Raw genomic sequence first — 13486 nt, 5'->3', positions numbered from 1 at the left:
AGCACCGTCGGGATCCGTTCGTGGTGTGCTGCGGGCCGGCCGGCCACCCGGACCCGCCCCGGGCGCGGCGGTCGGGGGAAGAGCCGCAGCGACCGGGGCGGGTGGCTATCCGGTGGACCGGACGGGTACCCAGTCCGTGAACCGTCGGTGCAGATCCGGGAGCTGTTCACCGGGCGCTAGCCCGGCAAGCTGCTCGGCGGCCTCTTCGCGCAACTCCACCAGGTGCACCATGAGCGCCGGCTTGTCCTCCCGGTACGTGGCGAGCAGATTCAGCTTCGCCGGCGAGCAGGGCCAGGCGATCCCGCAGGCCCGGCACCGCCACGTCGGGCGGGACGGGACGTGTGCCTCGATCCGGCCGTTCATCCGGTCACGCTCGCGACGCCGGAGCGGGGCCGGGAGCGACGCTCGGCGTACGGGACGGGCGGGACGTTCACCGGCCGCATCCCCGCAGGTCGCAGGAACAACGCCCGCCGCTGCGTCGCGTCCCCGTGCCGATCGAGCTGGTAGACGTCGACCCAGGCCCACCCGTCGTACGTCGTGCGGTCCAGGTGCCGGATCACTCGGACCAGGATCGGTTGGTGGAACTGCGGGGACGCTTCCCGGGCCAGGAGGTACACGCCGGGACAGACCCGAGGTGTTCCGCCTTCCCGCCCGGTCACCTGCCACGCGCCGGCTCTTGCACGGACATGGGTGCCTCCTCCGTCGTGGTTGGAGGGGGTCGCCCCGGTTTGCTCGCCCAGGGGCGACCCCCGGCGACGCGGCGAGCGGGATTGCCGTCCCAAGGCCCGCACGCGCCGCCCACGAGAACCATCGCGTGGCGAATGTGGACGACTACAGGGCGTAGACATAGGTTCTGCAGACGTCAAGGACGTCATGTGGGAGGCGGGCATGAATCAGGCGCTGAGGGCAGCCATGGTGGACGCGGGGGAAACCGCCGAGAGTCTCGCCGAACAGGTAGGCGTGGATCCCAAGACGGTCGCGCGGTGGGTTGCCCCGGGACGGGTGCCGCATCCCCGACACCGCGCGGCGGCGGCTGCGGCGCTGGGGCGTGACATCGAGGACATCTGGCCGGACGTCTTGAAGCGGCGCGAGCCGGCCTGGCTGCGGCCCTGGGTGGAGACGGAACTCCAGGCCACCGCGCTGCGATCCTTCGAGGTCGCGGTCATCCCGGGCCTGTTGCAGACCCCCGAGTACGCCACGGCGGTGCTCAGCAGCGGGCTGCTCGCCCCCGACGAGGTGGCCGGCTACGTCGAGACCCGGATGCGTCGGCAGTCGTCGGTCCTGGAACGGCGCAAACCGCCGCTCCTCGTCGCGGTCATCGACGAGTTCGCCCTCCGCCGCGGCGCCCCGGACATCATGCACCCGCAACTGGACCATCTGGTCAACCTGGCGCGGCGGCCCAACATCCTGCTGCACGTACTGCCGCTCGACGCGGGCCTGCACCCCGGGCAGGCGGGGCCGTTCGTCATCGCCACGACCGAGGACGGCGATGTCGCGTACCTGGACGACCAGGCCGCCGGCCGGCTGACCAACGACACCGCCGCGCTCTGGTCCATTTGGGATACGCTGCGCTCGGTGGCGCTGCCGCGCCGCCAGACCATCGACTTCCTTGAGGCACGATCATGGCTGACCTGACCGGCGCCGTGTGGCGCACCAGCACCCGCAGCAGCTCGAACGGCGGCAACTGTGTCGAGGTCGCCGACAACCTTCCCGGCGTCGTCGGTGTCCGCGACTCGAAGGACCGGACCGGTCCGGCGTTGGTCTTCGCGCCAGCGGCCTGGCGGGCGTTCGTCGCCCGGGCCGCCGGGCGGTCCTGACCCCGATCCGCGACGCAAGCGCCCGTTCCCACCCGGGGGCGGGCGCTCCGCCGTGACCAAACCGAGCCGCAGGACCCACCACCACCACCGATCGATCGCCTCCCGAAATCTTGGACAGTTTCCGTTCTTCGCTAACGGAAAATGTCCAAGATTGCGCGCGGCACCCGCCGCGGTGACGGTACCGGCTACCGGCGGGCGGGCCCAGGCCGCTGTTGGGCCGGGGTGGGGTGTTGGGCGGGGGAGGGCTGTCGGTGACGCCGAGGGGCTGTCGGCAGGGCCGAGGGCGGGCTGTCGCTGGGGACTCAGGTGATCGGGAGGGCGCGGGTGCCGGCGCCCTTCACCGACCGGGTCAGGGTGCGGTCGCTGATCCAGAGGAAGCACTGCACCGACCGGTTGCCGCTGCGCCACTCGCCTTCCGACGGGTGGTAGAAGATGGTGCCGACCCGGAACCGGAGATTGCCGTCGTCCGGCACCTTGGCGTAGCGGGCGACCGCACTGCGGCAACCACTGTGGGCCCGATCGGGCTTCGCCAGGAACGCCGACCAACTGCTCTCCGGCGCCCGCCAGAGGCCCACGAACTCGGCCCGGTGCTTCGCGGTGCACTTGACGGCGACCATCTCGATCACCTCGTCGCCCTCGGTGCGGGCATTGAAGCAGCCGTGCCGCAGCGGGGACGAGCCGCGCAGCGCACCGGCCAGGCTGGCCGTGCGCCGTACCGGGACCGGGGTGTCGAGTCCGCGTAGCTCGTGGACGTCGCAGCGGAACCAGCGGGCGCCGCCGGTCCACGCCTGCGGCGACGGTAGGACGACGGTGAGTCCGATCCGGGCCGCGCGCCAGTCGCCGCCCATGATCCGACGGGCCTGCCGGTCGCACTCGCCGAACGCGGCGCGCATCCCCTTGCTGCCGACCTCCGGCGGTCGAGCCCCGGTCACCTCGGTGAGGGCGCCCACGTGCAGGGTTTCGGCCTGGTGCGGCTCGGCGCAGTCCACCGGGGCGTACGCGCTGAGGTAACCGACCTCCTGCGGCTGCCGGTGGTAGGTGCCGGAGTCGGGAGTGAAGGACGCGGGCACCGCCATCGACGCCCAGTCATCGAGCAGGTCACCGTCGGTGCCGGCCGGTCTGGTGCAGCCGGTGGCCGCCAACGCCACCACGGTGCCCAGTGCGACTCCGGTCAACCATCGCCGCATCCCCGCCGACCTCCCGCTGCCGCCCGTCGAAGCGGCAGCATACGGTACCGGAATCGGGTGCTGCCGGGGACGTACGCGCGCCGCGCTCACGTCACGGGCAGTCCCCGCGGGCCGACGCCGCGCATCGAGCCGGTCAGCTTGCGGTCGTCGCTCCACAGGATGCACCGCACCCCCCGGTCGCCCTCCTCCCACTCCCGCTGCGACGGCGGGTAGAAGATGGAACCGGCGCGGTAGGGCAGGTCGGCGTTGTTGGGCACGTCCGCGAAGGCGGCGATCAGCTCCATGCACCGTTTGTGGGCCCGGCCGGCCGAGGCGACGAACCGTTCCCAGCTCATGTCCTGCTCGACGTAGACGCCGACGAACTCCGCGCCGTGCGGCTCGGTGCACAGCACCGGTGCCATGTAGTTCAGGCTGTCACCGATCAGCTTCGGGTCGAAGCAGCGGTGCACCAGCGGTGAGTCGCCGATCAGCGCGCCACGCAGGCTGCCGGTGCGGTTGACCGGCCGGGTGTTGTCGATGCTGTCGGTCTCACTCAGGTCGCACCGGAACCAGCGGGCACCGCCGTTCCAGGCCGGCACCGACGGCAGGGCGATGTTGAGCGTCAACCGGGCGGTGTGCCAGTCACCGCCGAGCACCAGCCGGGCCCGCTGATCGCATTCCGCCCGGGCGGTACGCAGCGCCGCCGACCCCGGCTCCGGACGCTCGCCCTCGGCGTCGTCGTCGGTGAAGGTACCGACATGGACGGTCTCGGCGAGGTGGTTGCGGGCGCAGTCCACGGTCTCGTACGTGCTCGCCTGCACGACCGAGGTGATCCGGGGCAGGCAGGCGTCGGTGGCCGGGACGAACATGGTGGGGGCCCGCAGTGTCTGCCAGTCGTCGGTGAGGTCGCCGTCGGTTCCGCCCGGCCGCACGCAGCCGCCGAGCACCATCGCAGCCACACTGGCCAGCGCCAGTGCCGCGAGCCACCGTCGCATCGTCCGCCCTTTCCGGGAGCTGCCGCCCGGCTGCCGGCTCCCGCGCCCACCGGCCTGCACGATACCGTCACCGTCCCCGATGGAGTGTTGCCGCGAATGGGTCGTCTGGCCAGTGGAAGCCGAGCTTCATTCCGTTTCACCGGTTTGAAGGGGGTCATTCTGCACCATTGGTCACCTCCGGGTCACCAGGCGTCCCGGTTGCTGGCACGCTGCCGCGGCCGCTGGCCACGTTCGTACACTGGCTCCGTGACCGTACCGCCGCCGATCGTCGCGCCCAGCATCCTCGCCGCCGATTTCTCCCGTCTCGCCGAAGAGGTGCGTGCCGTCGAGGACGCCGCGGACTGGCTGCATGTCGACGTCATGGACAACCACTTCGTGCCGAACCTGACCATCGGGCTGCCCGTGGTGCAGAGCCTGCGGGCCGCCACCAAGCTGCCCTTCGACGTACACCTGATGATCACCGACCCGCGGCGTTGGGCGCCTGGCTACGCCGACGCCGGGGCGTACAACGTCACCTTCCACGCCGAGGCCTGCGACGACCCGGTGGCGTTGGCCCGCGACCTGCGGGCGGCGGGCGCCAAGGCGGGACTCGCGATCGACCGGGACACCCCGATCGAGCCGTACCTCGACCTGCTGCCGAGCTTCGACACGCTGCTGGTCATGACCATCAAGGCCGGGTTCGGCGGGCAGCGGTTCCTCCCGCAGTTGCTGGACAAGGTCCGCGCCGCGCGCCGGCACGTCGACGCCGGCCACCTGGAGCTGCGCATCGAGGTCGACGGCGGGATCGCCGCCGACACCATCGAACAGGCGGCCGAGGCGGGTGCCGACGCCTTCGTGGCCGGCACCGCCGTCTACGGCGCCGACGACCCGGCCGAGGCGGTACGCCGGCTGCGCGGGCTGGCCGAGCGCGCGGCGACCCGGGCCTGACGTGGAGACCTCCGACGATCGCAAGGACGTGATCCTCGTCGTCGACGACGACGAGGACATCGCCCGCTTCGTCGAGTTCAACCTGCGTCTGCAGGGCTTCGACGTGATCCTCGCCGCCGACGGCCAGGAGGCGCTGGAGCTGATCGAACGCCAGCGGCCGGACCTGGCCGTGGTCGACCTGATGATGCCCCGGGTGGACGGGCTGGAACTGACCCGACGCCTGCGCGCCGACCCGATGACCGCCGCCCTGCCGGTGATCATGTTGACGGCGAAGGGAATGACCCAGGACAAGGTTCACGGGCTCAACGCCGGCGCCGACGACTACCTGGTCAAGCCCTTCGACAACGCCGAGCTGGTCGCCCGGGTCAGCTCCACGCTGCGGCGCAACAAGGAGTTCCGGGAGGTCTCCCCGCTGACCGGCCTGCCGGGCAACAGCCGGATCCGCCGGGAGATCGCCGACCGGGTCCGTGGCGGCGCGGACTACGCCGTCGGCTACATCGACATCGACCGGTTCAAGAGCGTCAACGACCGGTACGGGTTCGTCCGGGGCGACGGGTTCATCTCCGCGCTGGCCCGCAGCCTGCACCGGGCGGTGGTCGCGGTGGCCCTGCCGCCGGCCTTCCTCGGCCACGTCGGCGGCGACGATTTCGTCTTCGTCTGCACGCCCGAGCAGGTGCGGCCGCTCACCCTGCGGGTGTCGGCGGACTTCGAGAAGGCCGCGGACGCCCTCTACGATCCCACCGACCGGGAGCGCGGCTACGTCGAGTTGAAGGACCGGCGCGGCAACATCCGCCGGGCCGCGCTGGTCACCCTCTCCATCGGGGTCGCGATCTCCGACACCGACAAGCGCATCACCGATCCGCTGGAGGCGATGACGGTCGCCTCCGAGATGAAGACCGTGGCCAAGAGCCAACCCGGCTCGTACGTGGCGGTGGATCGTCGTCGCGGTGTCGCCGACCCCGGTCACCGTCATGTGAAGTAGCTCGCCCGGGTGCCCCGGCGCCCCGGCGGGCGTGTAAGACTTTGCTCAGTACCCACCACGCGCTGGCGGGACTCGGTGTAATTCCGAACCGGCGGTGATCCACGGTCCGACCGTGGTAAGCCCGCGACCCGGGAGCGGTTCGTCCGCCCGGTGGACCTGGTGAGAATCCGGGGCCGACGGTTGGGGGCGGCTCGTCCGCGCCCAGACAGTCCGGATGGGAGACAGCGCGCGGGACGGAAGGGGCCGTGTGGCTCGCCGGGCTCCGGCGTGCGCGCGTTCCGACCGGGGCGGCTGTGCCGTACCCGGACTCCGCCTGCCCGTGGCCACCTGGCCGAACTCCCCGCCCGCGCGTACGAGCGAGAGGGCAACGGCAGGCGATGGCGAGCGTCTCCGTGGACGAGGCGATGCGTCGGGCGATCGAACTCGCGGCGCGCGGGCTCGGCACCACAAGTCCCAATCCCGTCGTCGGCTGCGTGCTGCTCGACGCCGACGGCGAGGTGGTCGGCGAGGGCTTCCACGCGTACGCCGGGGGACCGCACGCGGAGATCGTCGCGCTGGCCCAGGCCGGCAAGCGGGCCAAGGGTGGCACGGCCGTGGTCACTCTGGAACCCTGCGACCACGTCGGCCGCACCAGCCCCTGTAGCACCGCGCTGGTCCAGGCGGGGGTGGCCCGGGTCGTCATCGCGGTGCCGGATCCCAACCCGGTCGCCACCGGCGGCGCGGCCACGTTGCGGTCCGCCGGCATCCGGGTCGACGTGGGAGTCCGCGAGGCCGAGGCGGAGGCCGGCAACGTGGCCTGGCTGACCGCCATGCGCCGGGGCTGGCCGTACGTGATCTGGAAGTACGCGGCGACCCTCGACGGTCGTTCCGCGGCGGCCGACGGCACCAGCATGTGGATCACCTCCGAGGCCGCCCGGATGGACGTGCACGCGCTGCGCGCCACCGTCGACGCGGTGGTCGTCGGCGTCGGCACGGTCCTCGCCGACGATCCCCGGCTCACCGTGCGCAACCTGCGCGACGGCAGTCTGGCCATCCGGCAGCCGCTGCGCGTGGTGGTCGACTCGGCCGGGCGTACCCCGGACGACGCCCGGGTCCGCGACGGCGCCGCCCGCACCTGGGTGGCCACCGCCGCCGAGGTGGGCACCGGCCCGGACGGCGGGGTGGACCTGCCGGCGCTGCTCGCCGCCCTGCACACCAGGGGGATACGGGCGGTGCTGCTGGAGGGCGGCCCCCGGCTCGCCGGGGCGTTCCTCGCCGCCGGCCTGGTCGACCGGGTGGTCGGCTACCTCGCACCCCGGCTGCTCGGGGCCGGGCCCGCCGCGCTCGTCGACGCGGGTGTGAGCACCATCGCCGAGGCGATCGACCTGGAACTCACCGACGTTACGCAGGTCGGTCCCGACCTGCGGATCACCGCGCTGCCCCGGAAGAGGGAGGGCTAGGCATGTTCACCGGCATCGTCGAGGAACTGGGCGAGGTCGTCGGGATGACCCCGACGGCGGAGGACTCGACCCTGGTAGCGGTCCGTGGCCCACTGGTCACCTCCGACGCACGGCACGGCGACTCGATCGCGGTCAACGGCGTCTGCCTGACCGTCGTCGACGCCGACGGCGGGGTGTTCACCGCCGACGTGATGGGCGAGACGCTGCGCCGCTCGGCGCTGGGCGCGCTGCGTACCGGCGACCGGGTCAACCTGGAGCGGGCCGCCGCGCTGGGCGGCCGCCTCGGCGGTCACCTTGTGCAGGGGCACGTCGACGGCGTGGGCGAGGTGCTCTCCCGCGAGCCGGCGGCGCGCTGGGAGACGGTCCGGTTCCGGTTGCCCGCCGCGCTGTCCCGCTACGTGGTGGAGAAGGGCTCGATCACCGTCGACGGGGTTTCGCTGACCGTCGCCGAGGTGGGCGACGACTGGTTCGTCGTCGGCCTGATCCCCACCACCCTGTCGGCGACCACCCTCGGCACCCGGTCCGTCGGTGATCCGGTCAACCTGGAGGTGGACGTGCTGGGCAAGTACGTCGAGCGGCTGCTGGGCGCTCGCGCGGCCGACGGGGCGGAGGTGCCGGCATGACCTTCGCCGACATCGAGCAGGCCCTGGCCGAGATCGCCGCCGGCCGCCCGGTCGTGGTGGTCGACGACGCCGACCGGGAGAACGAGGGCGACCTGATCTTCGCGGCCGAGCTGGCCACCCCGGAGCTGCTGGCCTTCACGGTGCGGCACACCTCGGGCTTCATCTGCGTACCGCTCACCGAGAGCGAGTGCGACCGGCTCGACCTGCCGCCCATGCACCACACCAACCAGGACCGACGGCAGACCGCGTACACGGTGACCGTCGACGCGCGGGAGGGGGTGACCACCGGCATCTCGGCGGCCGACCGGGCGCACACCATCCGGCTGCTCGCCGACCCGAGCACCGGACCGACGGACCTGGCCCGCCCCGGGCACGTGGTGCCGCTGCGGGCCCGTCCGGGTGGGGTGCTGCGCCGTCCCGGGCACACCGAGGCGGCCGTCGACCTGACCCGGCTGGCCGGTCTGCGCCCGGCCGGCGTGCTCTGCGAACTGGTCAACGACGACGGCACCATGATGCGGCTGCCGGACCTGGAGAAGTTCTGCGCCGAGCACTCGCTGACCCTGGTCACCATCGCGGACCTGATCGCGTACCGGCGGCGCACCGAGAAGCAGGTCGAGCTGGTCGCCGACGCCCGGATGCCCACCGAGCACGGGGTGTTCCGGGCGCTCGGCTACCGCAGCGAGTACGACTCGGCCGAGCACGTGGCGTTGGTGATGGGCGACCTCGGCGACGGCCGCGACGTGCTGGTCCGGGTGCACTCGGAGTGCCTGACCGGTGACGTCTTCTCGTCGGTGCGCTGTGACTGCGGCCCGCAGCTCAACGCCGCCCTGGACCGGGTGGCTCGCGAGGGACGGGGCGTGGTGCTCTACGTGCGGGGCCACGAGGGGCGCGGCATCGGGCTGCTGCACAAGCTCCAGGCGTACCAGTTGCAGGACCAGGGCCGGGACACGGTGGACGCGAACCTCGACCTGGGGCTGCCGGCCGACGCGCGCGACTACGGCACCGGCGCGCAGATCCTGTACGACCTCGGGGTGCGCTCGATGCGACTGTTGACCAACAACCCGGCCAAGCGGGCGGGGCTGGAGGGCTACGGCCTGACCATCACCGGTCGCGAGGGGCTGCCGGTGCGCCCGCACCCGGAGAACGTACGGTACCTGCGGACCAAGCGGGACCGGATGGGGCACCTGCTCGACCAGCTGGACGAGGCCGCCGAGGCGCCGATGGGGCGTACGGTGCCGGGCACAGAGATCGGAGCGTAGGCACGATGGCGGGTTTCGGTGAGCCGGGTTCGGCTCCGGTCGACGCGGCGGGGATGACCGTCGGTGTGGTCGCCGCGCGTTGGCACGGTGACCTGACCGACCACATGCTCGACCGGGCGGTGGCCGCCGCGCAGTCGTGCGGTGCGCGGGCGGTGGTGGCCCGGGTGGCCGGCTCGGTGGAACTACCGGTGGTGGCGCAGGCGCTGGCGCGGCGCTGTGACGTGGTGGTCGCCCTCGGCGTGGTGGTACGCGGTGCCACCGCCCACTTCGACTACGTCTGCCGGTCGGTCACCGACGGGCTGACCCGGGTCGCCCTGGACGAGGGCAAGCCGGTCGCCCACGGCGTGCTGACCGTGGACACCATCGAGCAGGCCCGCGACCGCGCCGGCCTGCCCGACTCCGCCGAGGACAAGGGCTGGTCGTCGACGGTCGCCGCCCTCGACGCCGCCCTGGCCATCCGCCAGGTCGCCACCTCCGCCAACCAGCGCGTCGGCTTCACCTCCTGACCTCCACCCACCCCTGCCCGGTTGATCAAGAAGTTTGCGTCGAGAAATCGTGGTCGGGCGACGAAAACCTCTTGATCAACGATGTGGGGTGGGTGAGGTGGAGTCAGGTGAGTTCGGGGGCCTTGGCGTCCTGGGCGAGCCACTGTTGTTCGAGTTGTTTGAGGACGCCCTCGGAGGCGAGTTGCCCGACCGCCGCGCTGACGCAGCCGGCCAGCGGCGAGTCCTTCGCCAACAGCAGTCCGAACGCCTCCGGGCTGCCCACCTGGGGTAGTTGCCCGACGATCACCGCGTCGTCGATCTCCCCGCCGGTGAGGTCGAACGCGGTGGGCAGGTCCACCACCAGGCCGTCGATCCGCCCGCCGCGCAGCGCCTTGGCGGCCTCGTCGTCGGACTTGTAGGTCCTCGGTTCGGATTTCGGCCGGACCAGATCGGTGATGGCCTGGTAGCCGGCCGTGCCGGTCCGGGCGCCGAGCCGGGCGTCCCGCAGCTCGGTCAGCGCCCTCCGGTCGGCGATCTTGGAGGACTCCAGCGCGACCACCGCCTGCCGGACCAGGTAGTACGGCGCGGAGAAGTCGACCGCCTGCCGGTGCTCCTCGGTCATCGGGTACCTGTCGATGCCGAAGTCGAAGGTCTTCGGCCCGGGGGCGACGGCGGCGTCGGACGGCACCCGGGTCCAGGTGACGTCGTCGCGGGCGTAGCCGAGCTGCTCCGCCACCGCGTAGGCGACGGCGGACTCGAAGCCCTTGCCGTTGTCCGGCTGGTCGTCGACGAACCACGGCGCCTCGGCCGGCTCGCCGGTGGCGACGGTGAGCGTGCCCGGCGTCTGGGTGGGCAGGCTGTCCTTGGCGCACGCCATCGACACGGTCGGCATCGGCGCGGGCTGGGCCTGCGGCGTGCAGGCGCTGGCCGCGAGCAGGACGGCCGTCGCGGAGGCGAAGGCGAGGGTACGCGGGGTGGTGACCATGGCGGACAGCGTACGACCAACATAGGCGAGGATCGAAGGGTTGTCCCACCGCCCCGGTGGGTGTGCCGGTCCCGTCCACCGGTCACCACCGACCCGGTGCTCGGGTCGACCCTCGGCGACTGCGAGAATCCGTCTCCGTGAAGACGTTCGAGGAGTTGTTCGCGGAGTTGCAGGCCAAGGCCGCGGCCGGCACCCCCGGCTCGGGCACGGTCGCCGCACTGGAGAAGGGCGTGCACTTCATCGGCAAGAAGGTCGTCGAGGAGGCCGCCGAGTCGTGGATGGCCGCCGAGCACGAGGGGCCCGAGCGCACCGCCGAGGAGATCTCCCAGCTGCTCTACCAGGTCCAGGTGCTGATGCTCGCCAGTGGCCTGGACCTGAAGGACGTCTACCGACATCTGTGAGTGCCCCCGCCCTCGACCAGAGACCCGATCGAAGGAGCACTCCCGTCATGCTGCGTGTCGCCGTACCCAACAAGGGCGCCCTGGCCGACTCGGCCGCCCAGATGCTGCGTGAGGCGGGCTACCGCCAGCGCACCGACACCAAGGACCTGGTCTGCCGCGACCAGGCCAACGACATCGAATTCTTCTACCTGCGCCCGAAGGACATCGCCACCTACGTCGGCTCAGGTGACCTGGACATCGGCATCACCGGCCGGGACCTGCTCATCGACTCGGGTGCGCCGGCCGAGGAGGTGGTCGACCTGAACTTCGGGCGGGCCACCTTCCGGTTCGCCGCCCGCCCGGACGACATCGCCGACGTACGGGAGCTGGGCGGGCACCGGATCGCCACCGCGTACCCGGGGCTGGTCGAGCGGCACCTCGCCGAGCTGGGCGTCAAGGCCGACGTCATCCGGCTCGACGGCGCGGTGGAGAACGCCATCCGGCTGGGTGTCGCCGACGTGGTCGCCGACGTGGTCGAGACCGGCGCCACGCTGCGTCAGGCCGGTCTGGTGGTCTTCGGTGAGCCCCTGCTGAAGTCCTCGGCGGTGCTGGTCCGCCGCACCGGCGCGGCGGCGCACCCGCAGGCCGAGCAGCTGATGCGCCGGCTGCACGGGGTGCTGGTGGCCCGTCGCTACGTGATGCTCGCCTACGACGTGCCGGCCGGGCTGCTGGACCGGGCCAGCTCGCTCACCCCGGGCATCGAGTCGCCGACGGTCTCCCCGTTGCACCGGGAGGGCTGGGTGGCGGTGCAGGCGATGGTGCTCCGCGACGACGTGCACCGGATCATGGACGAACTCTACGAACTGGGCGCCCGCGCGATCCTGGTCACCAACATCCACGCCTGCCGGCTGTGACCGGTGGGCGGGCCGGTAGGTCGCTGTGTGGCGGTGGCCGCCCGGGTCCGACCGGATGGCAGACTGGTGGGGTGAGTGACACCGACGTGGTCCGGGTGCGGCCCCGGCGAATCCGGCTGGTCTGCTGGGTGTCGGCGGTCCTGTTGGTCGTGGTCTTCGCCCTGGTCGCCACCACCCTCACCGGCCCCACCGGTAACGGGTACGGCACCTTCCAGCGCGGCGACCAGCTGGCCATGATCGGGCTCGGGATCATGTTCGCCCTGGGCACCCTGCTGTTCACCCGGCCCCGGGTCGAGGCGGACGTGCGGGGGGTGCGGGTCCGCAACATCATCGGCTCGTACGAGCTGCCCTGGGAGGTCGTCCGCGGCGTCCGGTTCGACCGTGGCGCCCCGTGGGCGGCGCTGGAGCTCCACGACGACGACCTGCTGCCGGTGGTCGCCCTCCAGGCCGCCGACAAGCAGCTCGCCGTCGACGGGGTGCGCGCCCTGCGCCGCCTGCACCAGGCGCACCTCGCCGCGCTCGCCGAGCGAGCGGCGGGCCGACGGCCAAGTTGAGGTCCCGGTTACCGAGGGTGTAGTGTTGTCGAGTCGACCAGCTGTCCTAACCATTAGGACAGCCTTGAAAGCGGAGCGCCTGCTCCCACCCGAGTCGCCACACCTGGCGTCCGGGTCCGGTCACCGGTTCCGGGCACGTCCCGGCACCGGATGCGCGATCCTGTGATCGTGCCGACCGGTCGAGCGGGCCCTGGCATACGCCGGGGCCTTCTACTTTCCGGGCCGGCTCCCACCGGGAGCCGCCGGGTCGGCCACGCATGAAGATCCGACTCGAGGAGGCCCCATCAGCGTCGAACCACGCGTGAACGAGCAGATCCGGGCACGTGAGGTCCGACTGGTCGGCCCCGAGGGTGAGCAGGTGGGCATCGTCCCGCTGGAGCGCGCCCTTCAGCTGGCCGCGGACGTCGATCTGGACCTGGTCGAGGTTGCGCCGATGGCGCGCCCGCCGGTGTGCAAGCTCATGGACTTCGGCAAGTTCAAGTACGAGAGCGCACTGAAGGCGCGCGAAGCGCGGCGTAACCAGCAGCAGACCGTCATCAAGGAGATGAAGCTCCGGCCGAAGATCGATCCGCACGACTACGAGACCAAGAAGGGTCACGTGGTGCGGTTCCTGAAGGCCGGTGACAAGGTCAAGGTGACGATCATGTTCCGCGGTCGCGAGCAGAGCCGCCCGGAGCTGGGCTACCGGCTCCTGCGCCGGCTCGAGTCCGAGATCACGGAACTGGGATACGTGGAGTCCGCTCCGAAGCAGGACGGCCGAAACATGATCATGGTTCTCGCTCCGCACCGGGCCGTGAAGGCCTCCGCGGTCGCCGCCACGGCGTCCCGCGGTGGACCCCGGGAGCGGACCGCGGAGGAGCCCGCCACCGCCGCGGCCGCCGAACCTGCGGTGACAAGTGAGAGCGCAGCAGCCGGTGAGACCGGCGCGACCGCTGACACCAGCGGTCAGTAACAGGGGAG

General features: G+C 72.0%; 17 protein-coding genes and 1 riboswitch. Of the genes, 12 read left to right on the top strand and 5 right to left on the bottom strand.

The annotated features are described in order from the left end of the window. Nucleotides 1-105 precede the first annotated feature (105 nt). Both V5O40_RS15930 and V5O40_RS15925 read right to left on the bottom strand, forming a co-directional pair. A complete protein-coding gene (locus V5O40_RS15930; protein WP_332906165.1) occupies nucleotides 106-363 on the bottom strand; it encodes a flavin reductase in 258 nt (85 codons plus the stop codon). Continuing rightward, entirely contained in the window at nucleotides 360-560 is a 201-nt protein-coding gene (locus V5O40_RS15925; protein ID WP_332906164.1) for a hypothetical protein, read from the bottom strand. Before V5O40_RS15925 ends, V5O40_RS15930 begins: the two co-directional genes overlap by 4 nt. 328 nt (nucleotides 561-888) lie before the next feature. On the opposite strand from V5O40_RS15925, the gene V5O40_RS15920 reads away from it, so the two are divergent. Together V5O40_RS15920 and V5O40_RS15915 are read left to right on the top strand one after the other, a co-directional pair. Next, nucleotides 889-1635 carry a DUF5753 domain-containing protein gene (locus V5O40_RS15920; RefSeq protein WP_332906163.1) on the top strand — a complete coding sequence of 249 codons (747 nt, stop codon included), beginning with the start codon at nucleotides 889-891 and terminating at the stop codon, nucleotides 1633-1635. Then, the gene (locus V5O40_RS15915; RefSeq protein WP_332906162.1) at nucleotides 1623-1817 is read left to right on the top strand and encodes a DUF397 domain-containing protein; all 195 of its coding nucleotides are present in this window, start codon (nucleotides 1623-1625) and stop codon (nucleotides 1815-1817) included. The genes V5O40_RS15920 and V5O40_RS15915 overlap by 13 nt, the downstream gene beginning before the upstream one ends. Before the next feature lie 302 nt (nucleotides 1818-2119). On the opposite strand, the gene V5O40_RS15910 is transcribed toward V5O40_RS15915, so the two are convergent. Then, a complete protein-coding gene (locus tag V5O40_RS15910) occupies nucleotides 2120-3004 on the bottom strand; it encodes a septum formation family protein (RefSeq protein ID WP_332906161.1) in 885 nt (294 codons plus the stop codon). Between the two features lie 86 nt (nucleotides 3005-3090). Next, a complete protein-coding gene (locus tag V5O40_RS15905) occupies nucleotides 3091-3978 on the bottom strand; it encodes a septum formation family protein (protein WP_332906160.1) in 888 nt (295 codons plus the stop codon). A 246-nt stretch (nucleotides 3979-4224) separates the two neighbouring features. Between V5O40_RS15905 and rpe the strand changes: the two genes are divergently transcribed. The 6 genes from rpe (at nucleotide 4225) to ribH (ending at nucleotide 9714) form a co-directional block, all read left to right on the top strand. After that, nucleotides 4225-4905: a ribulose-phosphate 3-epimerase gene (gene rpe, locus V5O40_RS15900; RefSeq protein ID WP_269737330.1), complete on the top strand. Its 681-nt coding sequence runs from the start codon at nucleotides 4225-4227 to the stop codon at nucleotides 4903-4905. A gap of 1 nt (nucleotide 4906) precedes the next feature. Then, nucleotides 4907-5887 carry a response regulator gene (locus tag V5O40_RS15895; RefSeq protein WP_269737331.1) on the top strand — a complete coding sequence of 327 codons (981 nt, stop codon included), beginning with the start codon at nucleotides 4907-4909 and terminating at the stop codon, nucleotides 5885-5887. A gap of 57 nt (nucleotides 5888-5944) precedes the next feature. Next, a riboswitch (FMN riboswitch) is annotated at nucleotides 5945-6117 on the top strand. A gap of 147 nt (nucleotides 6118-6264) precedes the next feature. Next, nucleotides 6265-7326: a bifunctional diaminohydroxyphosphoribosylaminopyrimidine deaminase/5-amino-6-(5-phosphoribosylamino)uracil reductase RibD gene (gene ribD, locus V5O40_RS15890; RefSeq protein WP_332906159.1), complete on the top strand. Its 1062-nt coding sequence runs from the start codon at nucleotides 6265-6267 to the stop codon at nucleotides 7324-7326. A 2-nt stretch (nucleotides 7327-7328) separates the two neighbouring features. Next, nucleotides 7329-7949: a riboflavin synthase gene (locus tag V5O40_RS15885; protein ID WP_332906158.1), complete on the top strand. Its 621-nt coding sequence runs from the start codon at nucleotides 7329-7331 to the stop codon at nucleotides 7947-7949. Next, entirely contained in the window at nucleotides 7946-9208 is a 1263-nt protein-coding gene (locus V5O40_RS15880; RefSeq protein WP_332906157.1) for a bifunctional 3,4-dihydroxy-2-butanone-4-phosphate synthase/GTP cyclohydrolase II, read from the top strand. The genes V5O40_RS15885 and V5O40_RS15880 overlap by 4 nt, the downstream gene beginning before the upstream one ends. Before the next feature lie 5 nt (nucleotides 9209-9213). Continuing rightward, nucleotides 9214-9714 carry a 6,7-dimethyl-8-ribityllumazine synthase gene (ribH, locus tag V5O40_RS15875; protein ID WP_332906156.1) on the top strand — a complete coding sequence of 167 codons (501 nt, stop codon included), beginning with the start codon at nucleotides 9214-9216 and terminating at the stop codon, nucleotides 9712-9714. Between the two features lie 103 nt (nucleotides 9715-9817). Here ribH and V5O40_RS15870 read toward each other — a convergent pair whose 3' ends face one another. Beyond that, on the bottom strand, nucleotides 9818-10678 hold the full coding sequence (locus V5O40_RS15870; RefSeq protein WP_332906155.1) for an ABC transporter substrate-binding protein: 861 nt from the start codon (nucleotides 10676-10678) through the stop codon (nucleotides 9818-9820). 137 nt (nucleotides 10679-10815) lie between these two features. Here V5O40_RS15870 and V5O40_RS15865 point away from each other — a divergent pair, with 137 nt between their 5' ends. The 4 genes from V5O40_RS15865 (at nucleotide 10816) to infC (ending at nucleotide 13478) form a co-directional block, all read left to right on the top strand. Next, nucleotides 10816-11079: a phosphoribosyl-ATP diphosphatase gene (locus V5O40_RS15865; RefSeq protein ID WP_088947482.1), complete on the top strand. Its 264-nt coding sequence runs from the start codon at nucleotides 10816-10818 to the stop codon at nucleotides 11077-11079. A gap of 47 nt (nucleotides 11080-11126) precedes the next feature. Beyond that, nucleotides 11127-11972 (top strand): ATP phosphoribosyltransferase, encoded by an 846-nt coding sequence (hisG, locus tag V5O40_RS15860; protein ID WP_332906154.1) that lies wholly within the window; start codon nucleotides 11127-11129, stop codon nucleotides 11970-11972. A 71-nt stretch (nucleotides 11973-12043) separates the two neighbouring features. Further along, nucleotides 12044-12526, top strand: a complete 483-nt coding sequence (locus tag V5O40_RS15855; protein WP_332906153.1) for a PH domain-containing protein — start codon at nucleotides 12044-12046, stop codon at nucleotides 12524-12526. Between the two features lie 301 nt (nucleotides 12527-12827). Then, nucleotides 12828-13478 (top strand): translation initiation factor IF-3, encoded by a 651-nt coding sequence (gene infC / locus V5O40_RS15850; protein ID WP_332906152.1) that lies wholly within the window; start codon nucleotides 12828-12830, stop codon nucleotides 13476-13478. Nucleotides 13479-13486 lie beyond the last annotated feature (8 nt).

It is taken from the genome of Micromonospora palythoicola, from assembly GCF_036689795.1.
Classification (GTDB): Bacteria; Actinomycetota; Actinomycetes; order Mycobacteriales; family Micromonosporaceae; genus Micromonospora; species Micromonospora palythoicola.
Note: the sequence above shows the minus strand (reverse complement) of the source record. Positions and strands in the feature narration are given on the sequence as shown.